The sequence below is a fragment of the Glycomyces artemisiae genome, assembly GCF_003002955.1.
Taxonomy (GTDB): domain Bacteria; phylum Actinomycetota; class Actinomycetes; order Mycobacteriales; family Micromonosporaceae; genus Glycomyces; species Glycomyces artemisiae.
Map to the genome: position 1 here is coordinate 111,136 of NZ_PVTJ01000009.1, position 26,407 is coordinate 137,542.

The following is a 26,407-nucleotide window of genomic DNA, read 5'->3' on the forward strand; positions in this document are numbered from 1 at the left end:
TGGATTGCCTCTTCTCACTGATCTGGTTGTCCGAAGGGCCGCATTAAAGCTGTTACCGCAGCTCGCGGCCCTTTTCTGTTGTCGTCGGCATCCGTGGATTCGAACCACGCACCTCCGGGTTCGCGACCCGGCGCTCTGTCCTCAACTGATCAGGTCTCGGAGCGTCCAGCTGAGCTAGATGCCGTTGGGGGTGGACCGACCCCTCACCCCTCAGAAGGGGCCGGTCCTGGAGCCGAAGCTCCGATCCCTTCCGCGCCACCCCCGGCCGCGGTCGAGACGTCGTCACGCAGCTCGGGCGTGTTCGACACCGGGGACGCAAAGGTCCGCGATCGTGAGGCCCTCGCGGCTGAGCGCGTACTGGAGGATCCGCGCCGCCCGGTCGAGCCGCACCGGGTCCTGGAACGAGGAGACGGCCCGCGGGCGGTCGGTCGGCTTGGTGCCGGAGTTGGGAGCACCGCCGGGGCGATCGCTTTCAGTTGCTGCCATTGCTGTGCTCCTTGTCCTGCTGCGCGGTTTCGATCTGCACGACTTCGGCGACGGGGTAGCAGGCCCAACCAAGGTAGTAGCGCTGCGTGATCTTCTTTCGCTTCGCCCACCGCCAGAGCGTCGTCCGGTCCTTGCCCAGACGTCGCATGACCTCAGCTCGGAGCCAGTGGGGCTGACCGCCCACGAACACCGGCTCCCTCGTGTCGATCGGTGCGTGTTCCATCTGCACGACAGTAGCCTATTGCAACTTGCAATGTGCAGTCAAGGGCGTCGTCTGTTCGTCCAAGATCAGACACCAACCGGGGGAGACTGCAACGTGCAAGTGGCATAACATGGGCGAATGCGAATCCTGGACATCCCTAAGTACGAGCGTCGAAGACGAGTACAACTGCACATCAGACGCGACAAGATGAGCACCTACCAGCGGCGGCGCGCCCTCCGCGCCTACTCTGGGGGTATGCAACGTGCAGGTAGCAACCCTGATGAAGGCCCGACCCCCGAGCAGCGGCAGGACTTCGCGAACTGGGTGCAGGACGTCGTGGACAGCTTCGGTGAGCCCCCGAAGAAGTGGTCGGTCACGAAGCTCGCGGAGAAGGGTGGCGTCCACCGCAACGCGATCTATGACTGGATCGGCATGAAGTCGGTTCCCAAGCGCGAGACGGTCGCCCGGTTCTGCCGCGGTCTCGGCATCGACTTCGCCGAGCCCGCGCAGCTGCTCGGCTGGGGGGCGGGGCTGCCCCCGCTGAACGACACCGTGAGGCTCGGCGCGTTCATCCGACGAGCCAAAGCACTTGCGGCCGAAGAGGGCACGTCGCCCGCGCGACGTGAGGACCTGCAAGCGCTCATCGGCATGGCAGAGGAGGCCCGGCGTTCCGCTGCGAGCCAGCGCCTGTCGGCTGAGCAGACCGAACGGCGAGCGAAGGAGCTCCTCGGCACGGTCCTCGAAGCGGCGGACGAGCCGACCGACCAATAGCTGTCAGGTACCCGACACACCCGACAGGTTCATACAGTGGGAGAGGTTGCGCCTCACGCGGCTGAATATGGTAGTCCGATTGGATGATGGGACACGTCACACAACGTGGTTACAATGGGTAATCCGGCACTGACTGACCCCCAAAGCCTGTTCCATCAGTCCGTACTGCCACGGGGAACCCACCATGACAGAACCCACAACACGACGAGTCACCATCTCGTTCACCGTCCCTACCATCACCCATGCCGTCATCGGCGCCATCCTCGCCGCCGGCGCAGCCGTCGCCTACTGGGTGCACTTCGCACTCCCCGGCGGCCACGCCTTTACCACCAGCGGCCTCGCAAACCTCGCTGGATGCATCGTCCTTGCCTACTGGCTGTGGTGCACCATCGAACGCGACCGCACCGGCGTCGTCAACCTTGACGACCGCACCGCCGCCGCCATCGCTGAAGCCGAAGCCCGCGAAGCCCGGCTCCACGCGAAGATCGACGAATCCACCTGCGCCATGCTCACCACGCTCCGGGAAATCTCGGAGGCGATCAACGAGAACCGCGCCGCGATCAAATCGATGGACGACGCTGTGACCGCTTCGACCGTCGCGGTCGAGGCGGCCACCGCCGCGGTGAAGGAGTGCATCGGCGCGATCGTCGCCCTCCAGAACTGCTACCTCCGCGAGGGCACGGTCCTCGTCCTTCCCGGGGAAGACGAACCCGCCGACGCAGGTTCAGACCGAGGCAAGGAGGCGCCGCGCGAGCTGCCGTTACCGGCATGATGAAGGCCCCGTTCCCGGTGGGGGGAACGGGGCCTTCTGCTGTATGTTCGAGCCACCGCCCAGCCCTATCACACTTACTTGTTAGCGAGTCATGGGGCAGACGATCCGGTGGAAGTCCCGCGCCGAACTCGCCGCCTCCGGCCTCCAGCCCTTCACGTTCCCCTGGCCCCCGCCGGCCTCCGGGCTCTACGGCATCCCCGGCGACATCGCCGAGCTGTTCGCCGAGGCCTACGCCGCGGGCGCCCGCGTCCACACCAACTCGTGGGGCGCGCCGCTCGCGGGGGAGTACAGCCAGAACGCCCGCGCCGTGGACGCCTTCACCTGGGAGCACCCCGACATGCTCGTGCTCTTCGCCGCCGGGAACGACGGCGAGGACGTCGACAGCGACGGCCAGATCGACCGCGACTCCATGGGCTCGCCCGGCACCGCCAAGAACTGCCTCACCGTGGGCGCCACCGAGAACGACCGCCCCGCCGGGTCCGACCCCGCGCCCGGCCTCGACCGCAACTGGAGCGACTGGTCGAGCTACCCGAAGCTCGGCGCCGCCGGGCACGTCTCCGACAACACCGACGGCATGGCCGCGTTCTCGTCCCGCGGCCCCACCGACGACCTGCGCATCAAACCCGACGTCGTGGCCCCCGGCACCAACGTCCTCTCGCTCCTCTCCTCGGTCTACGACGGCGACGGCGAGCCCCTCTGGGGGCGCCTCCCCGAAGGCCACCCGCTGCGCGACAAGTACTGCTGGAGCGGCGGCACCAGCATGGCCACGCCGCTCGTCGCCGGGGCCGCCGCGCTCGTGCGCCAGCGCCTCGCCGACGCCGGGCACGTCGAGGACGGCCGCCGACCCTCCGGCGCGCTCCTCAAGGCGCTCTTGGTCAACGGCGCGGTCCCGATCCCCGGCCAGTACCCCGGGGAGGTGCCCGCCGGGCCCAACCCGGTGTCCGGGTTCGGCCGCATCGACGTCGGCGCCGCCGTCGGCCCCGACAGCAGGGTCGGGTTCGCGGACTCGCCCGCGCACGCCGTCGCCACCGGCGAGATCCGCGCGTTCCGCGTCGCCGCCTCCGGCACTCAGCTGAAGGCCACGCTCGTCTGGACCGACGCGCCCTCGCTCGAAGGGCTCGGCGGCCTCGTCAACGAGCTGTACCTCCAGGTGGAGACGCCCTCGGGGGAGGTCCGCAACTGGGACGCGAACCCCGTCACCCGCGTCACGAACAACGTCCAGCAGATCATCGTCGACGACCCCGAGCCCGGGGTCTACACGTTCCGCGTCCGCGGCGTCTCCGTCACCAGCCACGCGCCCGGCGCGGCCCCCGCCGGCGACCTGCGGCAGGACTTCGCGCTCGTGGTCGCCGGGGCCGCACCGGAGGCGGGGGACGGCGGGGCGCTGTGGGCGATGGACCCGGCTACTGCGGCCGGGTGACGTCCCGGCGGGCCATCGGGGGCCGGAACAGGATCTCGACGTAGACGATCCGCTCGTTCAGCACGTCCAGGACGAGCATCCCCTCGTCGGGGTCGAGCAGCACGTTCCGGTGCCCGGGCCCGTACGGCTCGCCGGGCGGGTGCGGGGCGGTCCTGATGCTCTGGCAGTGGGGCTCGCCGCACCCGCACTCGGCGACGATCCGCAGGTCGTGCGCGAGGATCGACAGGCTCCGCTCGCCCTCGTCCTCCAGGAGCCGCTCCAGCTCCGCGACGAGGTCGGGGTACACCTCGCGCAGCAGCGGCCCCTCCTCCTCCATGAGGCCGATTCTAGGACCGGACGCGAACGGTTATCGGACCTGCGGTCCGCAGAGGCACTGCCGGACCTGCGGTCCGCAGCCCGGAATGTCGCACCCGCCGGGTACCGTGGTCGGTCGACCGGAAGGGGGCGAGAGGTGCAGGCGATCGTCGACGGGTTCTTCGCGCCCCTCGGCGCCACGGCCCAGGCGCACATCCGCGACCTCGGCGACGGCCGCGGCATCGGCGTGCGCGAGGACGAGCCGGTGATCCTCGTGTCCGTCGTGAAGCTCTTCATCGCCTGGGAGTTCCGCCGCCAGGTCGAGGAGGGCCTGGTCGACCCGGCCGCGCCCGTCCGCACCACCGCCGCCGACCGCCTCGGCGGCACCGGCACCGCCGGGTTCCGCTACGACTCGCACATCAGCGTGTGGGACCTCGCCGCGCTCATGATGGAGGTCTCCGACAACTCCGCGGCCGACCTCGTCACCGCCCGCATCGGCGCCTCGTCCCTGCGGAGCCTCCCGGCCCGCCTGGGGCTCAAGGGGACCCGGCTCATCGGCCCGCCGCGCACGATCCTCGAAGACGTGGCCCGCGACCTCGACGTCTCGGACCTCCAGGCCCTCGCGCACGTCCTCAGCGCCGGGGCCGTCACCACCGCCGAGCTGCGCGCCACCAGCGCCTGGGACCCCGCCCGCACCAACGTCTCGACCTGCGCCGACCTCACCGCGTTCATGCGGCACATCTGGAACGGGCCCGAGCCGATCGCCGGCGACCTGCGCACCTGGACCGGCCGCCAGCTCACCGGCGGGCGCCTGTCCCGCCTGGCCCCCAGCGAGGTCCAGGTCTTCGGCCGCTCCGGGTCGCTCCCGGGCTGGCTCAACGAGGTCGCCGTGTGGGAGTGGCCCGACGGCCGCCGCCACGCCATCGCCGTCTCCGCGCAGCCGACCGAACGGAACTTCCGCGAAGTGGAGCTCGCGATGAGCCGCACCGCCCTCGCCCTCACCGAGGCCATGGGGCGGTAGGGGTCAGTAGATCGCGCTCCACGGGCGCGGCGGGTCCGCCGGGTCGGTCTCGGCCGCGCGCTTGACCAGGGACCGCATCCGCTGGTGCTGGCGCAGCAGGGCCGGGGCCTCCCGCATGAGGACGTCCCCGGCGGCCGTCAGCGCCACCTGCCCGCCGCTGCGGTCGAACAGCTCCGCGCCCAGCTCCTTCTCCAGCCGCCGGATGCGCTGGCTCAGCGGCGGCTGCTCCATGCCGAGCCGCTCGGCCGCCCGCCCGAAGTGACGTTCTTCACCGACCGCCAGGAAGCACTCCAGATGCCGCATGATGTCCACCGAGCCACGATATCAACGCGCGTATGAGGCGATACGCGCGTTGATATTGGACGGACGGGACGATCCGGGCTTGACTGTCGCGATGACCGAGAAACGAGACCGGACCCCGGCGCTCCAGCGCCGGAACCTCCTCAAGGGCACCGGCGTCGCCGCCGTCGCGGCCGCGGCCGCCGGGGGCGGCGTGGCCGCGGCCCAGACCGACACCGCGGGCGTGCGCCTGCGCTGGCTCGGCACCAACGCGTGGGAGTTCACCACCGAGACCGCGACGGTGCTCATCGACCCGTGGGTGAGCCGGTTCCCGACCGGCGCGTATTCGAGCGGCGGCGCCGACCCGGAGACGGAGATCGAGGTCCACGAGGATGTGATCGACGAGCACCTGCCGAAGGCCGACACGATCCTGGTGACCCACGGGCACTGGGACCACATCGCCGACGTCCCCTACCTCGCCGGGAAGACCGGCGCGACGGTGCTCGGCACCGAGACGCACCTGAACCTCATGCGCGCCATGGGCGCCCCCGACGACCAGCTGTGCCAGGTCGGCGGCGGGGAGCTGTACCAGTTCGACGGCTACACCGTCGAGGTCTTCCGCTCCTCGCACTCCGCCAGCGGCGAGCACAAGCGGATCCTGTTCGGCGGCACCCGACCCGGCGAGGTCCCGAAGCGCCCCAAGCGGATCAAGGACCTCATCGAGGGCGGCAGCCTGACGTACCTGGTGGACTTCGGCGGCGTCTCGTTCTTCAACATGGGGTCGGCGAGCTTCCACGAGGCCGAGATCGCAGGGATCCGCCCCACCGTGCTGTTCCTCCAGCCCGGCGGCGGCCACACGCCCGCCTTCGTGGAGCGCGCCCTCGAAGCGACCGGGTTCCCGCCGTACGTGGTCGCCTCCCACTGGGACGACTTCGACGAGCCGCTCACCGAGCCCGCCGTCAAGGGCGGCGACTGGGAGGCCCTGCGCGACCGCGTGGCCGCCGCGAGCCCTGAGACCGAGTTCCTGCTCCTCGACCACCTGGAGAGCCATGACTTCTGAGGTCACCGTCCGCTGGCTGGGCACCAACGCCTGGGAGATCACCGGGAACGGCGCCACGGTGCTCGTCGACCCGTACGTCTCCCGCACCTACACCGGCGCCACCGTCCCGGGGCAGTTCGATCCTGAAACGCCGATCACCGTGGACGAGTCCGCCGTGGACGAGCACATCGGGGCCGCCGACTCGATCCTCATCACCCACGCGCACTTCGACCACATCGCCGACGTCCCGTACGTAGCGGAGAAGACCGGCGCGACGGTCCTGGGCACCGAGACGCACCTGAACCTGCTGCGCGCCATGGGCACGCCGGACGAGCAGCTGTCGCAGGTCGGCGGCGGGGAGCTGTACCAGTTCGACGGCTACACCGTCGAGGTCTTCCGCTCCTCCCACGGCGTCTCGGGCAAGCACAAGACGCTCCTGTTCCCCGGCACGCGCCCGGGGCCGGTCCCCGAGAAGCCCGAGGTCATCAAGGACCTCGTGGAGGGCGGCAGCCTCGCGTACCTCGTGACGTTCGGCGAGACCTCGCTGTTCTTCAACGGCCTGCCGTCGTTCCACGAGCGGGAGGTGGCGGGCGTCCGGCCCACGGTGCTGTTCATGCAGGGCCCCAACCCGGCCTACCCGGACTACGTGGAGCGGATGCTCGCGGCCACGGGGCGCCCGCCGTACATCGTGCCGACCCACTGGGACGACTACGAAGCGCCCCTGAAGGAGCCGGCCGTGGACCTGTTCGGCGCGGCGGCCCTCGGCGAGCTCGTGGCCGAGGCGAGCCCGGACTCGGAGTGGGTCCTGCTCGACCACCTGGAGTCGCACACCTTCGGCGGTTAGCGGCGGCGGGCCCTCGTGGCGGCCCTCGGCGCCTGGCGCGGCCGGGGGACCACGGGCTTCGGGAGGGTCCCCCGGATGGTCCACTCGCCGTTGTCGAGGGCGTGTTCGACGGACCCGCCGGCCTCGTCGAACCGCTTGGCGAGCATCGAGAGCCCGTTCCCGCCCTCGGTCGCCTCCGGCGCGCCGTCGTTGACGACCGTGACCGTCACCTGGGCGTCGACCTCCACGATGGACACGTTCGCGGACGTGGGCTCGGCGTGGCGGATGAGGTTCGTGGTCGCCTCGCGCACGAGCAGGCCCAGCAGCCGCTCGGTGTCCTCGTCGAGGTCCGGCGCCTTGTCGGGCACCGACGCCTCCACGCCCGCGGACTTGAGGAGCCTTGCGGCGGAGTCGATCTCGTCGGCCAGCGCGGTCTTGCGGTAGCCGCCGACGACGGCCCGCATGTCGCGCAGGGCCTCGCGCGCGAGCTCCTCGACCGCCTGGACCTCGGCTGCGGCCAGCTCCGGGTCCGTGTCGCGGAACCGCCGCGCCACCTGGGCCTTGAGCATGATCGCCTGGAGGTGCCCGCCCTGGACGTCGTGCAGTTCGGCCGCGAACCGCAGCCGCTCCTCGGCCACGGCGAGGTCGGCGGCGAGCCCGCGGGCCTGCTCCAGCTCCTGCGCGACCCGGTAGTGCCACAGCTGGCACACGATCCCGACGGCGATCGAGGGCACGAGCACCGCGGTCGTCAGCAGCGCCCCGAAGTTCATGTAGCCCAGCTGCATCGCGAGCGCCGAGAGGGCGCCCGCGGCGGCCGTCCCCAGCAGGACCGCGAGGGAGCGGCGCCCGGGGAGCGACCACAGCAGCGCGCCCTCGGCGGCGATGAGCCCGGCCGGGGCGCCCCACGCGGGGCCGATCTCGCCGGAGGCGGCCTCGGCGGCGACGCCCGCGAACAGCAGTGCGAGCGAGGCGATCCACAGGAGGCGGCGGCGCCACGGGCCCTGGCCGTGCCAGTGCAGCGCGAGCCCCGCGGTGCACAGCGCGACCGACCCGACCGCCGCGCCCGCGGCGAGCGGGCGCACGCCGTCGTCGGCCCCGGCGAGGAACAGCGCGGCCATGGCGAGGGCCAGCGGGCCGGAGCCGATCACCGTGAAGAACGTGTAGGTGCGCAGGCGGCGCAGGTCGCGCGCGGGGGCCGGTTCGGGGGTCACCCGGTGATTCAACCACCCGGCGGCGCGGCCCGCGGTGGCGGAGGCCGACGGCGCGGGCCGCGCGGATCGCACGTTCTTTGCGGCATTCGTCCCCGCCGTTCATGCGAAATGCGAACGAATGGCCGCAGCGGACGCGCCGCGGCCGTTCCGGACGGCGACCGTTTGCCGCAATTCCGGCGGGACCCCGCCGCACCCGGCTTGCCGATAGCATCTAGTGAGCAGGCTGACGCACCGTGTGCACCAGCGGCGCTCCTGGCTTCAATAGTCCACATTATTCAATCTCGGGACTTGTTATACCCATTCGGGACCGCTCTGTGAAAGACGCGGATTCTACCACTCGGGCACTACTGAAACTGCCCTCGAATTGGTCCGTACGGTCAATTGTGCGGGCGCTTCCATCGCATTACGCTCCGTTATCAGGCACCTCCCGAGTGCCTTTCAACCGCCTTTCCCAGCAAAGGGGCCGCGATCGTGGACGCCTACCGCGGCGGAGCCGACCACCTGATGCGGCCGCCGGGCACGCCCTTCCCCGGCGGACCCGAGAGCGCCCACATGCCCGGCGCGCCCGAGCTGCCCGCGGTCGGCAACCCGCCCGGGCGCCTCGGCGAGACGTTCCAGACCAACCCCGCCACCGGCTCGGCCTCGATGTCGTTCCCGCTGCCCTTCAGCGCCGGCCGCGGCGCCCCCTCCCTCGCGGTCGCCTACGACTCCTCCGGCGGGCCCGGCCTCTTCGGCTACGGCTGGGACCTCCCCGTCCCGCGCATCAGCCGCCGCACCGACCGCGGCGTGCCCCGCTACCGCGACGCCGAGGACTCGGACGTGTTCCTCGCCGACGGAGCCGAGGACCTCGTCCCCGACGCCGCGCCCGCCACCGTCCGCACCGTCGCCGGGACCGCCTACACCGTCCAGCGCTACCGGCCCCGCATCGACGACGGGCTCACCCGCATCGAGCGCTGGAGCGCCGTCGCCGACCGCGCCGACGTCAAGTGGCGCACCCTCTCCAGCGACAACCAGACCTCCTGGTTCGGCGAGGGGCCCGAGAGCCGGATCGCCGACCCCGCCGACCCGGCCCGGATCTTCGCCTGGCTCCTCAGCTTCGGCCACGACGACAAGGGCAACGCCGTCGCCTACGAGTACGCCCCCGAGGACTCCGCGGGCGTCCCCCGCTCCGCCGCCGAATCCGGCCGAACCGAGCAGTCCCGCACGGCCGCAAGGCACCTCAAACGCGTCCGCTACGGCAACGCCGTCCCCTACCTCCCCGTCCTCGACCCCGACGCGCCCCCGACCCCCCGGCCCGGGCAGTGGCTGTTCACCCTCGTCGTCGACTACGGCGACCACGACAGCGAGACCCCCGCCCTCGAACCCGACCGGCCCTGGCCCGCCCGCCCCGACCCCTACGGCACCTGCCGCCCCGGATTCGAGATCCGCTGCCACCGCCGCGGCCGGCGCGCCCTCATGTTCCACGACCTCCCCGAACTCGGCGACACGCCCACGCTCGTCGCCTCCCTCGACTTCACCTACGACACCGCCCCCCACGCCGGGGACTCCCTCCTCACCGCCGTCCACTCCACCGGCTACGTCCGCTCCGGCGACGGCTACGACCGCGCCCACACCCCGCCCACCACCATGCGGTACACGCCCGCCGCCCTCGACCCCGAAGTGCGCGACGTGCGCGCCGAGCACCTGCCCGCCGGCCTCGACCTGGTCGACTACACCTGGGTCGACCTCGACGGCGACGGCGTCGCCGGGGTCCTCGCCTCCCGCGCGGGCGCCTGGTACTACCTGCGCAACCACACCCCCCTCGAACCCGAAGGGCCCGTGCGCTTCACGACCGCGCAGCACGTGGACCCCCGCCCCGAGACCGGCCGCCTCAACGTCGGCACCGACCTCCTCCTCGACACCGACGGCTCCGGCAGGCCCGACTTCGTGCGCCTCGACGGACCCGTCACCGGCATCGCCGTCCGCGAGGAGGACGGCCGCTGGCGCGCCGCCGCGCCCTTCGCGCAGCGCCCCGCTATCGACGCGTTCGGGGCCGACGTCCGCGTCGCCGACATGACCGGCGACGGCCTCCCCGACCTCGTCCTCACCGACACCGCGGGCGCCCGCTGGTGCGAAGGGCTCGGCCTCGCCGGATTCGGCCCGCCCCAGCCGATCGAGCCCGGCGCCGAACCCCTCCGACCCTCCCTCGTGGAGACCTCCGAGCGCGTCGCCGTCCAGCTCGCCGACATGACCGGCGACGGCCTCCCCGACCTCGTGCGCATCGCCAACGGCGCCGTCTCCTACCGTCCCAACCTCGGCCGCGGCCGCTTCGGACCCGCCGTCGCCATGGACGACGCCCCCTGGTTCGACAGCCCCGACCGCTTCGACCCCCGCCGCGTCCTCCTCGGCGACACCGACGGCAACGGCCGCACCGACCTCGTCTACCTCGCCGCCGACGCCGCCCGGATCTACGCCAACCGCTCCGGCGACTCCTGGGCCCCCGCCCGCGACCTCCCCGGCGCCCCCGCCGCCGACAACCGCCGCATGGCCGCCGTCGTCGACCTCCGCGGCGCCGGCACCGGCTGCCTCGTCTGGTCCACCGTCCTGCCCGGCGGCACCGCCGCCGCCATGCGCTACATCGACCTCGCCGCGGCCGGACGCCCCCACCTCCTCGCCGGGTACGAGAACGGCTTCGGCGGCGAGACCACCGTCGAGTACCTGCCCTCCACGCACTTCGCGCTGGCCGACGAGCAGGCCGGGCGCCCCTGGCCCTCGCGCCTGCCGTTCCCCGTCCCGTGCGCCCACCGCGTCACCCGCGCCGACCACGTGCGCGAGACCGCGTTCACCTCGACCACCAGCTACCACGACGGCTACTTCGACCCGGTCGAGCGCGAGTTCCGCGGCTTCGGCCGCGTCGAGGCCCTCGACACCGAGGCGTACGAGACCGGCAGCACCTCCGAGAACGACAGCGCCGGAACCGACCTCGACCAGCCGCCGGTGCTCACCCGCACCTGGTTCCACACCGGCGCCGCCGCCGCGGCCGGGCAGCGGATGCTCCACACCCGCCGCGACCAGTACTGGGAGAACACCGTCCTCCCCGAGCCGCCGCTGCCCGAACCGCGGCTGCCGCAGGCGCTCGGCGACGACGAGTACCGCGAGGCGTGCCGCGCCCTCAAAGGCCTCGTGCTGCGCACCGAGGTGTACGGGCTCGACGGCGCCCCCGAGGCGGCCGACCCGTACTCGGTCAGCGAGTCCGGCTACGACGTGGCCCTGCGCCAGCCCAAAGGGGCGCGCCGCCACGCGGTCTTCCAGGTCCTGCCCACCGAGGCCGTCACGTACGCGTACGACCGGAACCCCGCCGACCCCCGCGTCTCGCACTCCCTCGCCCTCGAACTCGACGACCTCGGGCTGCCGGTCCGCTCCGCCGCGATCGCCTACCGCCGCGCGGTCGCCGACCCGTCGCTGCCGCAAGCGGTCCGCGACGCCCAGGCCCGCACCCGCGCCGGGTACAGCGAGGCCGACTACACCGCCGACATCGACGAACCGGACGCCCGCCGCCTGCGCCAGGTCTGCGAGGCCCGCTCATTCGAACTCGCCGGGCTCCCCGACGGGCGGCTCACCGCCGCCGACGTGGACGCCCTCGTCGCCGCCGCCGAGCACGTCCCGTACGAGCAGGTCGACGAGGACGGCGCCGTGGACGCCGCCGGACCCGCCCTGCGGCTGCTGTCGCGCGCCCAGGCGTTCTTCCGCTCCGACGACCTCGCCGGGCCGCTCCCGCACGGCGTCCACGGCCGCCTCGGCATCGGCCACCGCAGCCGCGGCCTCGTCCTCACCGACGGCCTCGTGGCCGCCCACTACGACGGCACCGTCACGGCCGACGAGCTCACCGCCGCCGGGTACGAGCACTTCGACGAGGGCTGGTGGGCCGCCGGGCCGACCGAGGTCTACGCCCCCGACGCCCCCGACCGCTTCTACCTCCCGACCGGCTCCACCGACCCCGCGGGCGTCACCGCCACCATCGAGCGCGACCCCCGCGACCTCATGGTGGTGCGCGCGACCGACGCCGCCGGGCGCGAGATCCGCGTCGAGCCCGACTACCGCGTCCTGCGGCCCCGCCTCGTCACCGACGCGGCCGGGAACCGCGCCGAGGCCGTCTACGACGCCCTCGGCGCCACCGTCGCCACCGCGGTCCTCGGCCGCCCCGGCGACGCCGACGCCGACACGGCCGACGACCCGACGACCACGATGGACTACGACCTGTTCTCGTGGATCGACGAGCGCAAACCGATCAGCGCGCGCAGCCGCCGCCGCGAGCGCCACGCCGACCCCGGCACCCCCTGGCAGGAGACCCGCACCTACTTCGACGGCGCGGGCGGGACGGTCATGACCAAGGGCCGGGTCGCCCCCGGACCCGCGCTCCAGTACGACCCGGACACCGGCACCGCGACCGAGGTCCACGCCGACCCGCGCTGGGTCGGCAACGGCCGCACCGTGGTCAACAACAAGGGCCTGCCGGTCAAGCAGTACGAGCCGTACTTCTCGACCACCGCCGACTTCGAGTCGGAGGCCGCGCTGGTCGAGACCGGCGTGACCGCGATCCCGCGCTACGACCCGCTCGGGCGCGTCGTGCGCACCGACCGCCCCGACGGCACGTTCACGCGCACCGAGACCACGCCGTGGTCCACGGTGTCCCACGACGCCGACGACACCGTCCTCGACTCCGCCTGGTACGCCGAGCGCGGCAGCCCCGACCCGGCCGGGCCCGAGCCCGCCGACCCGCAGCAGCGCGCCGCCTGGATCGCCGCCCAGCACGCCGGCACGCCCGCCGTCGCCCACTCCGACCCGTCCGGGCGCACCGTCCACACCGTCGCCGACAACGGCCCCGCGGGCCTGCGCACCAGCCGGGCCGCCGCCGACGCCACCGGCGGCTTCACCCGCGAGTACGACCACCGCGGCCGCCTCGTGGGCGCCGCCGTCGCCAACCTCACCGGCGGCGCCGTCTCCGGCGAGTCCGCCGAGCGCGGGCGCCGCTGGCACCTCGCCGACACCGTGGGCCGCCTCGTGCGCGCCTGGGACGAGCACGGCCGCACCCTCCGCGTCACCTACGACGGCCTCCACCGGCCCGTCACCACCCGCCTCACCGACCCCGACCGGCCCGAGACCGTGCTCAGCCGCGTCGTCTACGGCGACGCCCACCCCGAAGCCGCCGAACGGAACCTGGTGGGCCGCACGCACATCGTCTTCGACGGCGCCGGGGCGGTGGTCTTCGACCGCTACGACCGCCACGGCAACCCGCTCCGGGTGCTGCGCCGCTTCACCGCCGACCCCGAGACCGAGCCCGACTGGTCCGCGCTCGACGGGATCGAGGACCCCGCCGCCGTCATGGCCGCCGCCGCGCCGCTGCTCGAACCGCTCGCCGACCAGGTCGAGACCGGCGGCGCGTTCGACGCCCTCGGCCGCGCCACCACCGCGACCCTGGCGGACGGCACCGTCGTCACCCCCGCCTACGACGAGGCCAACCGGCTCGCCCGCCTCGACGCGCAGATCGGCGGCGCCGGTCCGGTGAGGACCCTCATGGCCGGGCAGGAGTACGACGCGCTCGGACGCCGCGCCACCGCCCGCTACGGCAACGGCCTCACCACCGCCTACACCTACGACCCGTTGAGCCGCAAGGTCACCGAGATCCGCACCGCCGCCGACGGCGCCGCGGACGCGATCCAGCACCTCCACTACGTCTACGAGGCCGCCGGGCGGCTCGTCGAAGCCGACGACACCGCGCAGCAGTCGCTGTTCTTCGCGGGCGCCTTCGTGCCCGCCGCGATGCGCTTCCGCCACGACGCCCTCGGCCAGCTCGTGCGCGCCACCGGCCGCGAGCACGCCGGCACCGACCCGAACGCGCCCACCGGCCCGGCCGACGCGGTCGGCGCCCCGCTGCCCCACCCCAATGACACCGCCGCGGTGCGCCGCTACGAGCAGGTGTACGACTACGACGACCTCGGCAACCTCCTGTCCATGCGCCACATCGCGAACGGCGGCGGCTGGACCCGCCGCTACCGGTACGCGCACGACGACGACCCCGCCGACCGGCGCAACCGGCTCACCGCCACCAGCGCCCCCGGCGACGCCCCCGACGGCCCCTACAGCCACCAGTACACGTACGACGCCTACGGGAACCTCGCTACCGCGCCGCACCTGGCCGCGCTCGCCTGGGACTGGAACGACCGCCTCCGGGAGGCCGACCTCGGCGGCGGCGGGACCGCGTACTACTGCCACACCGGCGGGGGCTCCCGCGCCCGCAAGGTGGTCCAGCGCCAGGGCGGCCTGCGCACCGAGCGCCGCCACCTCGGCGCCGTCGAGGTCTACCGGGAGTGGATGAACGGCGTGCTGCGCCTGGAGCGCCGCACGATCCAGTTCACCGACGACGCCGGGCGCTTCGCCCGCGCCGACGTCCTCGTGACCGACACCGCCGGGACCGACGGCGCGCCGCTCGGCGAACCGGTCTTCCGGTACCAGTACGGCAACCACGTCGGTTCGGCCACAGTGGAGACCGGTGAGGACGGCGCGGTCGTCTCCTACGAGGAGTACCACCCGTACGGCTCCACCGCCTACCGCTCCGCGAAGCCCGGCGAGCACCACAGCCTCAAGCGCTACCGCTTCCACGGCAAGGAGCGCGACGAGGAGACCGGCCTCTACGACTACGGCTCGCGCATGTACGCGCCTTGGCTCGGCAGGTGGACCGGCGCCGACCCCGCCGGGACCGGCGCGGGCCCGAACCTGTACGCCTACTGCGGGAACGACCCCGTCGGCAGGATCGACCCGAAGGGCACCCAGGACACCCCGGCCGACGCGCCCGCGAGCGCCCCCGGCGACAAGGTCCACGTCCCCATCCCCGACGGCGACCCCGAGATCTGGGCCAACCCCAACGCCGACCCCGCCGACGTCCTGCGCGAGGCCCAGCGGTACTTCCCGTACCTGCACACCCTGCCCACCTGGGAGGACGGCTCCTGGTACTTCGCCGAGCCCTACCAGGACCCCGGCGAGGCGACCAGCGACGACATGGAGATCACCGTGCACGCCGACGGCGGCGGCGACGCGGCCGACGGCGGTGCGGACGCAGGGCAGGCCCCCGACGCCGGAGCGGGCGCGAACGGCACCGGGTCCGGCGACGCGGGCACCGGCGCCGACGCGGGCACCGGGACCGGCGCCGAGACCGGCGACGGCGGCGAGACCGGGGAGGGCGCGGGCGCACCGGCCGGGCCCGGCATCGGCGCCGCCGGACGCGAGGCGTTCCGCGCCGGGCCGCCCGGCGAGACCCTGGAGGTGCCCAACAACTTCGACGACGCCAAGATCAACGCCTACCGCCAGCGCATCCAAGGCGACCGCGGCGTGGGCCTGCGCTCGGCCGACCCCGCGCACACCGGCCGCGGCTCGGCCCGCACCTCCGACATCCGCGCCGCCAACGAGGGCCTGATGGACGCGTTCGACGCCGCCAACGGCGGCCTGCGCTCGCCCGCGAACCCCGTCGACCACATGGTCGAGCTCCAGCACATCGTCCGCCAGCCCGGCGAGTTCGTGCGCCCGGTCGACCACCGCTACTGGCCCCGGGGCATCAACAGCTCCCAGGGCTCCAGCGCGATGCACGCCGACCGGCGCGCCCGCGCCGCCGGAGCCGTCGAGGACGTCCCCGCGGGCGGGGTCGCCCGCACCGCCGACATGGGCCACTGGAGCAACAGCACCCGCCTGCGCACCGGACTGCGCTGGGGCGGCAACGCGCTCATGCTCGCCGGGCCCGCCGTCACCGTCTGGGGCGCCTCGTCCATCGAGAACCGCGCGGTCCGCTACGGCGCGTACGGCGCCGCCGGGGTCGAGTTCGCCGCCGGGGCCACCTATGTGGGCGCGCGCACCGCGCTCGGCGTGCGGGGGCTCCACTCCGCGAACCTCGCCCGGACCGCCGGGATCGCCCGCGGGGCGGCCGGCGTCGCGGGCGGCGTCGCGCAGGCCCTCATCTCCGGCTACCTCGCCTACGAGGACTACCAGCGCGGCGACTGGACCTCGTTCGCGTTCAACGCGGCCGCCGCCGTCGGCGGCGTCGCGCTCGTCATCGGCTGCATCATCGGCTCGCCCGTCCTCATCGGGATCGGGATCGTCACCGGGATCGGCGCCGGCCTCTACGGCCTGTACCGGATGTTCACCGACTGACCCGAACCACCCGACCCCCTAGCGCCACAACGGCACCGACCACCGCGCAGTCACCCCGCTTGCGAGATCCACGGGACCGCCGCAGCACAGAGAGGACCCGACATGACCCAGCCGAAGCGGCACTTCAGCCCCGAGGCGATCCGCAGGCTCGCGCTGCCCGTCGAGACGGCCGCGGCCCCGCCCGGCGCGGACCCGGACCGCACCATGGCGATCCAGCTCCCCGGCTTCGTCGAGGAGCCCACCGGCGGCGACGTCGCCGCCCTCCAGGCCGCGCTGGCGCGCCTGCGGCACGCGATCGACCCCGCCGAGGTCGCCGAGTCCCGCCTCGGACCGTCCACGAGGGACGCCGTGCGGCGCCTCCAGGCCGCCGCCGGGCTCGTGCGCACCGGCGTCGTCACCCCCGAGACCGCCGGGCAGATCAAGCGCGAGCTGGAGCACCGCTACTTCACCGACGCGCCCCACCGCGCCGCGAAGGTCCAAGCGCTCCTGACCTCCCTCGGCCACCGCATCGACCCGGCCGAACTCGCCTCGCGCAAGGTCGGCACCTCCACGGCCGCCGCGATCCAGCAGTTCCGCCAGCGCACCAAGGCCCGCGGCGTCTCCTGGTGGCTCGACGAGGCCCTCGTCGAACGCCTCCGCGCCGAAGCCCTCAACGCCCGCCTCGGCTCGCGCACCCAGTTCGGCAAGGCTCAGCGGACCCTCCTGCGCGCCTTGACGATCGCGAAGCTCGACGTCCCCATCGGCGCCGACGAGCTCAACGCCCGCCAGGCCGGGCCCGGCACCCAGGCCGCCCTGCGCGCCTTCCAGGCCAAGTACCGCCTCCCCGCCTCCGGCCGCTTCGACCTCGCCACCATGGACAAGCTCGACGCCGTCGCCGCCTCCAAGCCCGCGCCCGTCAAGACCCTCAAGGTGAAGTCCGCGCTCGGCCTGTCCCCGCTCAAGCGCGGCGCGAAGCTCAACATGCGCGGCGGCCACGTCGCCGCCGCCCAGCAGGCCCTCGCCCACTTCGGGTACGCGATCCCCATGGGGGAGCACGGCGAGGCCCGCTACGGCAAGGCCACCCGGCAGGCCGTCCTCGCGTTCCAGGCCGCCAAGCGCCTCCCGCAGACCGGCGCGCTCGACGGGCCCACCGTCAAGGCCCTCAACCGCGACCTCCTCGCCGCGCTCCCCGCATCGGAGCAGCCCCTCGCGCACTACCGGCTCCGCGGCTCGGTGCGCGACGACCGGTGGCGGCCCGTCAAGGGCGCGAAGGTCCGGCTCGCGTTCCGCTCCCTCGCAGGCGAAGGCGCGACCATCGCCACCCGCGTCACCGGCGAGACCGGCTTCTACGACCTCCCGTACGACCCGCCGCGCGACCCGAACACCAAGGAGGTCGTCAAGCCGCTCCACCTCGTCGTCACCTTCACCGGCCCCGACAGCGCGCCGCTCGGGTCGCGGATCCTGTTCAACCCCACGCCGATCCAGTGGACCAACCAGACCGCCGGGGACCGGCCCTACCGCGGCCCCTCCCTCTACGAGACGCAGCGGGCCGCCCTCGACGCCGTCCTCGGGGGCCTCGGCGTCACCGACCTCGTCGAGGACGGCGAGCGCAACGACGTCACCGTCGCCGCCCTCGAATCCGGGCTCACCCAGTACGAGGTCATGCGCCTGGTCCTCGCCGTGCGCGCCGCCAAGCACGTCGGCGACCCCGTCCTCGGCGCCGCCGTCTACTTCGGATTCATCGCTCAGGGCCTGCCCGGCACGCTCCCGGAAGAACTCCTCGCCGCCACCGACGAGTGGACCCGCATCGGCGAGCTCACCGCCGCCACCGCCTCCGGCATCCTCCTCCTCGGCCCCGAGCGGCAGGCCGAGGCGTTCGCGCGCGCCGCCGACGACAACCTCGTCCCCATCGAGATCGTCCGCGACGAGGAGGCCGTGCTCGCCGCACTCAACACCCGGTCCGTCACCGCCGTCCTCGACGCCCCGCCCGTCGGCGGCGACGCGTCCCTGCGCCAGCTCCTCGACTCCTCGCAGCTCGACGCCGCCCACTACGACGGCGTCGCCGCGATGCTCCTCGCCAGTGGCGGCACCAGCGAGGCGTTCTGGACCGACCTCACCGGCGCCGCAGGCGAACTCGGCGGCGACGACGTGGTCGCCGACGTCGCCGCCGCCGTCGAGGCCGCCGCCATCGCCGACGGCTACGCGCCCGTCGCCGCCCTCCTCAAAGCCCGCATCGACGACCCCGGCGAACCCGACCTCACCTCTACCCGCCACCTCGCGCGCCTCTCCAGCGCCGACTGGGACGCCGTCGTCGCCGACGCCGGACACCCCGCGGGCGAAGCCGCGGAGACCTACGCCCGCAAGCTCGAAGCGACCGCCGCCGCCCACTACCCGACCACCGCGCTCATCGCCGAGCTCGGCCGCACCGACGGCCACGGCCTCGCCCTCCTCGCGCAGTCGGCCGCGTTCATCGACGATCACCCCGACCTCGAACTCAAGGCCACCGGCCTCGACGCCTACGCCAGGACCGCCGGACTCGACCTCGACCCCGACCTGCGCGCCGAACTGCGCGTCCAGCAGCGCGCCGTGCGCCTCGCCCCCGACCACAAGACCGGCGCCGCGCTCCTCGCCGAGCACCTCCACTCCGCGGGCCAGATCGCCGCCCTCGACCGCGCCGAACTCGCCGCCAAGCTCAAAGGCCACGGCGTCGACGACCTCGCCGTCGCCCACGTCCACTCCGCCGCCCAGATCGCCTACGCCCACGTCCTCGGCCAGGTCGCCGCCTTCCGCTCCGACCACGCCCCCGGCCAGGCCCAGGCCCTCGGCCCGCAGCAGATCACCCTCGCCGACGCCACCGGCGTCCTCGGCGACGTCCCCGACCTCGCGCTCCTGTTCGGCGGCCTCGACTACTGCGACTGCGGGCACTGCGAATCCGTGTACGGCCCCGCCGCCTACCTCGCCGACCTCCTCCGCTTCCTCTCCACCCGGCCCGCCAAGACCGGCGGGACCGACACCGTCCTCACCGTCCTCCAGGCCCGCCGCCCCGACATCGACGACCTGCTCCTCAACTGCCCCAACACCGACACCGCCCTGCCCTACATCGACCTCGTCAACGAACTCCTCGAACGCGCCGCCGCCCCCGGCGCCGCCCAGCCCCAGACCACCCGCACCGCCGCCGAACTGCGCGCCGTCCCCGAACACCTCCACGCCCCCGCCTACGAGACCGTCAAGGCCGCCCGCTTCCCCGTGCGCGGCGCCTTCAACGCCTGGCAGGAGGAGGCCCGCGTCCTCCTCGCCCACCTCGGCGTCCCCCGCCACGAACTCATGCGCCTCCTCGGCCCCGCCACCCCGACCGCCCTCGCCTCCGCCGCCGCCGAGTACTTCGGACTCTCCACCCTCGACGCCGCGCTCATCACCGCCCCCGCCCCGAACCAGACCGACCAGGACGACGTCTGGGGCCTCGACACCACCGACGCCGAGACCGGCGTCCTCGGATTCATGCACCACGCGGGCGTCACCTACGCCGAACTCCTCGACCTCCTCGACACCACCTGGATCCACGCCGCCGGGACCATCGCCCTCGAACGCCCCGACGGCACCTGCGACCTCGAACTCCAGACCCTCACCGGCCTCGGCCCCGCCCGCTACGACCGCGTCCACCGCTTCATCCGCCTCTGGCGCCACACCTCCTGGACCCCAAGGCAGCTCGACCGGCTCCTGCGCGCCCCCGGCATCGGCGGCGGCACCCTCGACGCCGCCGCCCTCCGCCGCCTCGCCGCCTTCGCCGAACTCGCGAAGCGCCTGCGCCTCCCCTTCGAAGCCGCCATCACCCTCTACGCGCCCCTCAGCACCGAACCCGGCCCCGACGGCGCCCGCTCCCCGTACGCCGACCTCTTCGCCAACCCCAACCTCCTCGACCCGCCCGACCCCGCGTTCGACCTGCCGCTCCCCGGCACCGAGCCCATGGCCGACCACCGGCCCGCCCTCGCCGCCGCCTGGCGCGCCGGGGAGGCCGACCTCGACCTCCTCCTCGCCCGCACCGGCCCGAACCTCACCGTCGCCGACCTCACGGTCCCGCTGCGCCACACCGTCCTCGCCGAGGCCCTGCGCCTGCCCGTGGCCGAGTACCTCGCGCTCCTCGACCTCGCCGCCGCCGACCTCCCCGACCCGTACGCGGGCCCGGACGCGACCCTCGCGCTGGCCGACCGCCACGCCGAGGCCAAGGCCGCGGGCCTGACGGTGTCCGAACTGGACTGGCTCCTGAACGACCGGCCCGACGCGCCGTTCGGCCAGCGGGCCGAGGCGATCGCCGAGCAGCTCGACGCCCTGCGCGAGAGCCTGCGGACCACCCCCGCCGAGGAGGTGAACGGCCAGATCGCCGCCACCGTCGCTGCCACGTTCTCCCTCCCGGACGAGCAGGCCGTGACCCTCCTCGACCTGCTGCGGCCCGCCCTGTGGGACGTGTTCGCGAACCCCGACCTCATGGCCCAGAACGAGGACGGCGAGTACGCGCACCCGCTCACCGAGGCGGCGTTCGCCGAGCTCTTCCACACCTGGCGGCTCCTCCACAAGGCCGCGTACCTGGTGCGGCGCATGCGGATCGACGCCACCGACCTGCCGTGGCTCATGGACCGCGCCGCGGCCTCGGGGTGGCTGCACCCCGGCTCGCTGCCCGCCGGGCCCGCCGATCCGGCCGCGTCCCTTCAGGAATGGCGGCGGCTCGCGGCGTGGCTGGTGCTGCGGCACCGGTACCCGCGGCCCGAGGAGTCCGGCTGGCCGGAGGTCTTCGACGCCGCGGCCGCGGGCGACCCCGTCGCCGACGTGCGCGCCGCCGTGGAGGCCCTGACCGGCTGGCACGCCGCCGACCTCGCCGAACTCGACGGCGGCGACCCCGCGTTCTACGCCGACGTCGACGCGCTCACCCGCGTGCGCGCCGCCGCCGAGGCCCTGCGCCGCCTCGCCGTCCCCGCCGCCGACGCCCTCCGGTGGGTCGACCGCGACGACGACACCGGCGGCGCCCAGCGCCTCGCCGCCGAGCACCTGCGCCAGACCATGAAGTCCAAGTACGACACCGGCGCGTGGCTCGCGCTCATGCCCGAGCTCCAGGACCCGCTGCGCGAGGCCCGCCGCGACGCCCTCACCGCGTACCTCGTGGAGCACTCGCTGCGCACCACCTCGCCGACCGTCCTCGCCGAGGGCCGCGAGTGGGCGAACCCGCGGCACTGGAAGGACGCCGCGGACCTCCAGCGCTGGTTCCTCCTCGACACGGAGATGACCTCCGTGCAGCTCACCTCCCGCCTCAAGCAGGCGATCAGCTCGGTGCAGCTGTTCGCGCAGCGGTGCCTGCTCAACCTGGAGCTGCCGCTGGTGCGGATCACGGCCGCGCAGACCGCGGACACGACGTCGCTGGACTCGTGGAGCCAGTGGGAGTGGATGAGCGGCTACCGGCTCTGGGAGGCCAACCGGAAGGTCTTCCTGTACCCGGAGAACTGGATCGAGGCGGAGCTGCGCGACGACAAGACCCCGTTCTTCAAGGAGCTCGAAGACCGCCTGGCCCAAGGGGAGCTGACCGACGCGAACGCCGAGGCCGCCTACCGCGACTACCTCCGCAAGCTCGTGGAGGTCGCGCATATGCAGACCCTGGGGATCTACCACCAGCGGACCGCCTCGGCGGACCGCCTGCACGTGGTCGCCCGCTCGGCCTCCCAGCCGAGCCACTGCTACTACCGCTCCCTCGATCTCGCCTACAACGAGTGGACCGGCTGGGAGCGCATCGACGTCGACATCGCCTCCGACCAGGTGATCCCCGTCGTCTTCCGCGACCGCCTCCACCTGTTCTGGCTCCAGTTCGAGGAGAAGACCCAGTCGCCCAAGCGCCAGCCCCCGGCCCAGATCACCGACTCGCCGAACCCGACCGCCGACCCGGCCCGGACCCTGGAGATCGAGCTCGCGTGGTCCGAGCGGACCCCCGACGGGTGGACGGCGCGGCGCACCAGCGGCGAGAAGCTCATCCACCCGTGGCCGCGCCCTCGCTCGTCGTACACGCTCAAGCCGCGGCACCGCGCGAACCAGCTGTGGCTCGACGTGTACATCTCCTCCTCGATCGAGTTCAACGACGGCCGCTTCTACGACGAGTTCACCGACTCGCACGAGCGGCTCACCCGCCGCGCGTACTCGGCGCTCCACTGGCCCTGGCACTCCTCGTCGTACGTGTTCACCGGCGAGGTCCTGGACCTGAAGATGAAGCCCATGTACGGCAACTACACCCGCCGCTCCGACGGGACGCTGTTCACCGCCGACTCGCTGTGGCACGTGCAGACCAACTTCGGCGAGAAGGGCCGCGGCATCACGGCCCTGACGTCCGCGGAGCGCTCCCCGAAGCTCCGCAAGCCCGCGACGATGCGCTTCGCGAACGGCCGCCTCGCCGCGCTCGGGTCCGCAGTGGACGTCATGGTCGGGTGGGACGACACCCGCAAGCTCCTCTCCGCCGCGCGCACGCCCGCGGAGCTGGTGCTCGCCCCGCACGCCCGCCAGTTCAACGACGACCCGGCGTCCCCGATGGTCTTCCAGGACCGCGAGCGCGCTTACTGGGTCAAGCGCACCCAGGTCGTCACCACGGTCCCGATGCGCTTCCACGGGGTCGCCGGGGACTTCTGGATCCACGTGCCCGTGGCGACGCTCGGGCACCGCTGGTACCCGTTCTGGCACCCGCACGCCTCGGACTTCCTCGCCTCCTTGGACACCAAGGGGGTCGAGGGGCTCGTGACGCGCCCGCAGCAGAGCATCGCGCCGACCGCGCAGACCCAGTTCGCGTACGGCCCGCAGCCGGGCAACGCGATCGACCCGACCGCCCAAGGGGGCGTGGACTTCACCCGCGGCGGCGCGTACTCGGCGTACAACTGGGAGCTGTTCTTCCACGCGCCCATGCTCATCGCCGCGAAGCTCACCGCCGAGCAGCGGTTCGAGGAGGCGATGCGCTGGTACCACCGGATCTTCGACCCCACGAGCACCGACGGCGACGAGGCGCCCCAGCGGTACTGGGTCACAAAGCCGTTCTTCGACCACACGAGCGAGGACTACCGGCAGCAGCGCATCGAGTCGATCCTCGGCGACATCGGCGACCACCTCGACGAGCTGCGCGCCTGGAAGAACCACCCGTTCTCGCCGCACACGATCGCCCGCCACCGGCCGGTCGCCTACCAGAAGGCGATCGTCATGAAGTACCTCGACAACCTCATCGGCTGGGCCGACCAGCAGTTCCGGCGCGACACCCTCGAATCGATCAACCAGGCCGTGCTCCTGTACACCCTCGCCGCGGAGATCCTCGGCCGGCGACCCGAGAGCGTGCCGCCGCCCGAGCGCGCCGACAAGTCCTACGCGCAGCTCACCGCCGAAGGCGCCCTCGACCCGTTCGGGAACCAGGACGTGGCCGCGGTCCTCGAAGGCTTCGCGCCGCCGCTCGACATCGCCGCGGGCCCCGACGAGGGCGGCGGCGAGCCGCTCCCGCACCTGGAGGTGAAGTACTTCGGCATCCCCGTGAACGACCGGCTCCTCGGCTACTGGGACACCGTCGCCGACCGGCTGTTCAAGGTCCGCCACGGCCTCAACATCGAGGGCGTCTTCCGCCAGCTCCCGCTGTTCGAGCCGCCCCTGGACCCGGGGATGCTCGTCAAGGCCGCCGCCGCGGGCGCCGACCTCTCCAGCGTCCTGGGCCTGTTCACCGCCGCCGACACCCGCTACCGGTTCCGGGTCCTCGCCGCCCGCGCCGCCGAGCTGCTCTCGGAGCTGAGAGCCATGGGGGACAAGCTCCTGCGCATCCTGGAGACCCGCGACGCCGAGGAGCTCGCGCTCCTGCGCGCCACCCAGGAGGCCGCGCTCAACCGCGCGATCCAGGCCGTGCGCGACCTCCAGGTGGACGAGGCCGCCGCCGACAAGGCCGCCCTCGAAGCCGGGCGCGCTGCGATCGACACGCGGATCGCGTTCCACGGCTCGGTGCCGCGCATGAACGGCGAGGAGATCGCCGCGGTCGTCATGCAGAGCCTCGGCCTGGCCGGGAACGCCGTGTCCGCCATCATGTCCGGCATCGCCGGCGGCGCCAGCCTCATCCCCGACTTCAGCATCGGCATCGCCGGGTTCGGCGGCTCCCCGAACGTGAGCATGTCCATCGGCGGCTCCAACGTCTCCGGGTACCTGTCGAACACCGCCGCGATGATCGGCGGCTTCGCCGGGATGCTCATGACCGGCGCCGCGATGGCCGAGACGCAGGGCCGCTACACCCGCGACTTCGACGACCACCAGTTCAACCGCGACGTCGCCGTGAACGACCTCGCCCAGCTGGAGGCCCAGCTCGCCGCCGCCGCGATCCGCGAGCAGATCGCCACCGCCGAGGCGAACAACCAGCTCCAGGCCACCGCCGACGCCGAGGCCGTCGAGGAGTTCCTGCGCTCCAAGTACACCGACAAGGAGCTGTACGACTGGATGCTCGGGAAGGTCGCCACGGTCTACTTCCAGGCGTACCAGATCGCGTTCGACACCGCGATGCTCGCGCAGCAGTCCTACCAGTTCGAGCTGGCCGAACCGGACGCCTCGTTCATCCAGTTCGGGTACTGGGACTCCCTGCGCAAGGGCCTCCTCGCCCCGGAGCGGCTCACGAACGACCTGCGCCGCATGGAGTCTTCCTACATGGAGAAGCACCTGCGGGACCTCGAACTCACCAAGCACGTCTCGCTCGCGCAGGTCGACCCGCTCGCGCTGCTCGCGCTCAAGCTCACCGGCCAGGCCTCGATCCTGCTGCCCGAGTGGCTGTTCGACCTCGACTACCCCGGCCACTACCGCCGCCGCCTGAAGTCCGCGGCCCTGTCCGTGCCGTGCGTCGTCGGCCCCTACACCTCCGTGAACTGCACGCTCGCGGTCACCAACAACGGGGTGCGCCTGACGGACTCGGTCGCGGGCGGCTACGGCGACCCCCTCGCCGGGGGCGACCCGCGGTTCTGGAAGAGCCCCGTGCCGACCACCGCCATCGCCACCAGCCACGCCGTCAACGACCGCGGCATGTTCGAGCTCCGCTTCGACGACGAGCGGTTCCTGCCCTTCGAGGGCGCCGGGGCCGTCAGCGAATGGACGCTCTCGCTCCCCAAGGCCCACAACCAGTTCGACCTCGGGTCCATCACGGACGTGGTGCTCCACCTCGACTACACGGCCCGCGCGGGCGGGCCCGGCCTCGCGGGCCTCGCCGTCGACAACATCGACGCGGTGCTCCCGACCTCCGGCGCGGCCCTGTTCGCCCTGGAGGAGCAGTTCGGCACCGCCTGGCACCGCATGCTCCACCCCGAGGACGGCGAAGACCAGGAACTCGTCTTCACGCTCACCCCCGAGCACCTGCCGTTCTGGGCCCGCGTGCGCGCCGCCGGCGAACCCGTCAAGGTCTCGGCCGCCGACCTCGTGATCGACACCGTCCACACCGACGCGTTCACCGTCAAGTGGCGCCTCCCCGGCCAGCCCTCCTCCAGCGAGGTCCCGGGTGCGAACGACCCCGGATTCGGGGGCGCCCCGCACTCGGCCGTCGCCCCCGTGCCGGCCCCGCCGATGCTGGGGGAGTGGCGCATGGGGCTCAAGCGGGCGGGCGCCGCCGAATACGACTCGCTGCTGCCCGAGGACGTGCGCCGCGCTTACCTGTTGGTGCAATTCGACATCGGCTGAACAGCCGATTTACGTAAAGCACGGCCCGGACGCCTTGACCGCAAAGGCGTCCGGGCCTTATACTTGAGAGGTCTCGGTGATACTTAAAGTTAGTGTATGTAGTGGACAAATAGTCTGTGGAAAGAAAAAGCGTTAGCAAAAGAAGGTCATCGTTTCATTTCTAAGGCTTTCGTCGTTTCGGTTCGTTGCGGTGGGGCCTTTTTTCTTGCCCTGAAACAGCTTCCGGTGCCCGC

The 26,407-nt window shown here is 73.0% G+C and carries 13 protein-coding genes and 1 tRNA gene; 8 read left to right on the plus strand and 6 right to left on the minus strand.

Annotated elements, in window-relative coordinates; genetic code table 11:
- Positions 1-84: 84 nt before the first annotated feature.
- From B0I28_RS27420 to B0I28_RS21500, 3 genes are all read right to left on the minus strand, one after another.
- Positions 85-184: transfer RNA gene (locus tag B0I28_RS27420), tRNA-Arg, on the minus strand.
- A 98-nt stretch (positions 185-282) separates the two neighbouring features.
- On the minus strand, positions 283-486 hold the full coding sequence (locus B0I28_RS21495) for a hypothetical protein (protein WP_106365913.1): 204 nt from the start codon (positions 484-486) through the stop codon (positions 283-285).
- Entirely contained in the window at positions 473-715 is a 243-nt protein-coding gene (locus B0I28_RS21500) for a hypothetical protein (RefSeq protein WP_106365914.1), read from the minus strand. Before B0I28_RS21500 ends, B0I28_RS21495 begins: the two co-directional genes overlap by 14 nt.
- Before the next feature lie 228 nt (positions 716-943).
- Here B0I28_RS21500 and B0I28_RS21505 point away from each other — a divergent pair, with 228 nt between their 5' ends.
- The 3 genes from B0I28_RS21505 to B0I28_RS21515 all read left to right on the plus strand — a co-directional run bounded on the left by B0I28_RS21505 (position 944) and on the right by B0I28_RS21515 (position 3,651).
- The gene (locus B0I28_RS21505) at positions 944-1,459 is read left to right on the plus strand and encodes a helix-turn-helix domain-containing protein (protein ID WP_146148192.1); all 516 of its coding nucleotides are present in this window, start codon (positions 944-946) and stop codon (positions 1,457-1,459) included.
- Positions 1,460-1,643: 184 nt separating this feature from the next.
- Positions 1,644-2,231, plus strand: a complete 588-nt coding sequence (locus B0I28_RS21510; protein ID WP_106365916.1) for a hypothetical protein — start codon at positions 1,644-1,646, stop codon at positions 2,229-2,231.
- Positions 2,232-2,322: 91 nt separating this feature from the next.
- Positions 2,323-3,651, plus strand: a complete 1,329-nt coding sequence (locus tag B0I28_RS21515; protein ID WP_106365917.1) for a S8 family serine peptidase — start codon at positions 2,323-2,325, stop codon at positions 3,649-3,651.
- Here the strand turns inward: B0I28_RS21515 and B0I28_RS21520 are convergent.
- Entirely contained in the window at positions 3,635-3,967 is a 333-nt protein-coding gene (locus tag B0I28_RS21520; RefSeq protein WP_219926909.1) for a hypothetical protein, read from the minus strand. The two genes, B0I28_RS21515 and B0I28_RS21520, sit on opposite strands and share 17 nt — an antisense overlap.
- 135 nt (positions 3,968-4,102) lie before the next feature.
- Here B0I28_RS21520 and B0I28_RS21525 point away from each other — a divergent pair, with 135 nt between their 5' ends.
- A complete protein-coding gene (locus B0I28_RS21525; protein ID WP_181245895.1) occupies positions 4,103-4,966 on the plus strand; it encodes a serine hydrolase in 864 nt (287 codons plus the stop codon).
- Between the two features lie 3 nt (positions 4,967-4,969).
- On the opposite strand, the gene B0I28_RS28335 is transcribed toward B0I28_RS21525, so the two are convergent.
- Positions 4,970-5,269 (minus strand): LysR family transcriptional regulator, encoded by a 300-nt coding sequence (locus B0I28_RS28335; protein ID WP_106366028.1) that lies wholly within the window; start codon positions 5,267-5,269, stop codon positions 4,970-4,972.
- Positions 5,270-5,360: 91 nt separating this feature from the next.
- Between B0I28_RS28335 and B0I28_RS21535 the strand changes: the two genes are divergently transcribed.
- Positions 5,361-6,305 (plus strand): MBL fold metallo-hydrolase, encoded by a 945-nt coding sequence (locus B0I28_RS21535; RefSeq protein WP_106365919.1) that lies wholly within the window; start codon positions 5,361-5,363, stop codon positions 6,303-6,305.
- Positions 6,295-7,128, plus strand: a complete 834-nt coding sequence (locus B0I28_RS21540; protein WP_106365920.1) for an MBL fold metallo-hydrolase — start codon at positions 6,295-6,297, stop codon at positions 7,126-7,128. The genes B0I28_RS21535 and B0I28_RS21540 overlap by 11 nt, the downstream gene beginning before the upstream one ends.
- Here the strand turns inward: B0I28_RS21540 and B0I28_RS21545 are convergent.
- Positions 7,125-8,318 (minus strand): sensor histidine kinase, encoded by a 1,194-nt coding sequence (locus B0I28_RS21545; RefSeq protein ID WP_106365921.1) that lies wholly within the window; start codon positions 8,316-8,318, stop codon positions 7,125-7,127. The genes B0I28_RS21540 and B0I28_RS21545 overlap by 4 nt on opposite strands.
- Before the next feature lie 471 nt (positions 8,319-8,789).
- Between B0I28_RS21545 and B0I28_RS28340 the strand changes: the two genes are divergently transcribed.
- On the plus strand, positions 8,790-16,496 hold the full coding sequence (locus B0I28_RS28340) for a SpvB/TcaC N-terminal domain-containing protein (protein WP_106365922.1): 7,707 nt from the start codon (positions 8,790-8,792) through the stop codon (positions 16,494-16,496).
- Positions 16,497-16,598: 102 nt separating this feature from the next.
- On the plus strand, positions 16,599-26,174 hold the full coding sequence (locus B0I28_RS27425; RefSeq protein ID WP_106365923.1) for a Tc toxin subunit A-related protein: 9,576 nt from the start codon (positions 16,599-16,601) through the stop codon (positions 26,172-26,174).
- The last annotated feature ends 233 nt before the right edge of the window (positions 26,175-26,407 follow it).

Bases quoted from the DNA above. Each gene is read 5' to 3' on its own strand.
- B0I28_RS21540 (WP_106365920.1), top strand. From the start codon at position 6,295: ATGACTTCTGAGGTCACCGTCCGCTGGCTGGGCACCAACGCCTGGGAG.
- B0I28_RS21510 (WP_106365916.1), top strand. From the start codon at position 1,644: ATGACAGAACCCACAACACGACGAGTCACCATCTCGTTCACCGTCCCT.
- B0I28_RS28335 (WP_106366028.1), bottom strand. From the start codon at position 5,269: ATGCGGCATCTGGAGTGCTTCCTGGCGGTCGGTGAAGAACGTCACTTC.
- B0I28_RS21505 (WP_146148192.1), top strand. From the start codon at position 944: ATGCAACGTGCAGGTAGCAACCCTGATGAAGGCCCGACCCCCGAGCAG.
- B0I28_RS21520 (WP_219926909.1), bottom strand. From the start codon at position 3,967: ATGGAGGAGGAGGGGCCGCTGCTGCGCGAGGTGTACCCCGACCTCGTC.
- B0I28_RS21515 (WP_106365917.1), top strand. From the start codon at position 2,323: ATGGGGCAGACGATCCGGTGGAAGTCCCGCGCCGAACTCGCCGCCTCC.
- B0I28_RS21535 (WP_106365919.1), top strand. From the start codon at position 5,361: ATGACCGAGAAACGAGACCGGACCCCGGCGCTCCAGCGCCGGAACCTC.
- B0I28_RS21495 (WP_106365913.1), bottom strand. From the start codon at position 486: ATGGCAGCAACTGAAAGCGATCGCCCCGGCGGTGCTCCCAACTCCGGC.
- B0I28_RS27425 (WP_106365923.1), top strand. From the start codon at position 16,599: ATGACCCAGCCGAAGCGGCACTTCAGCCCCGAGGCGATCCGCAGGCTC.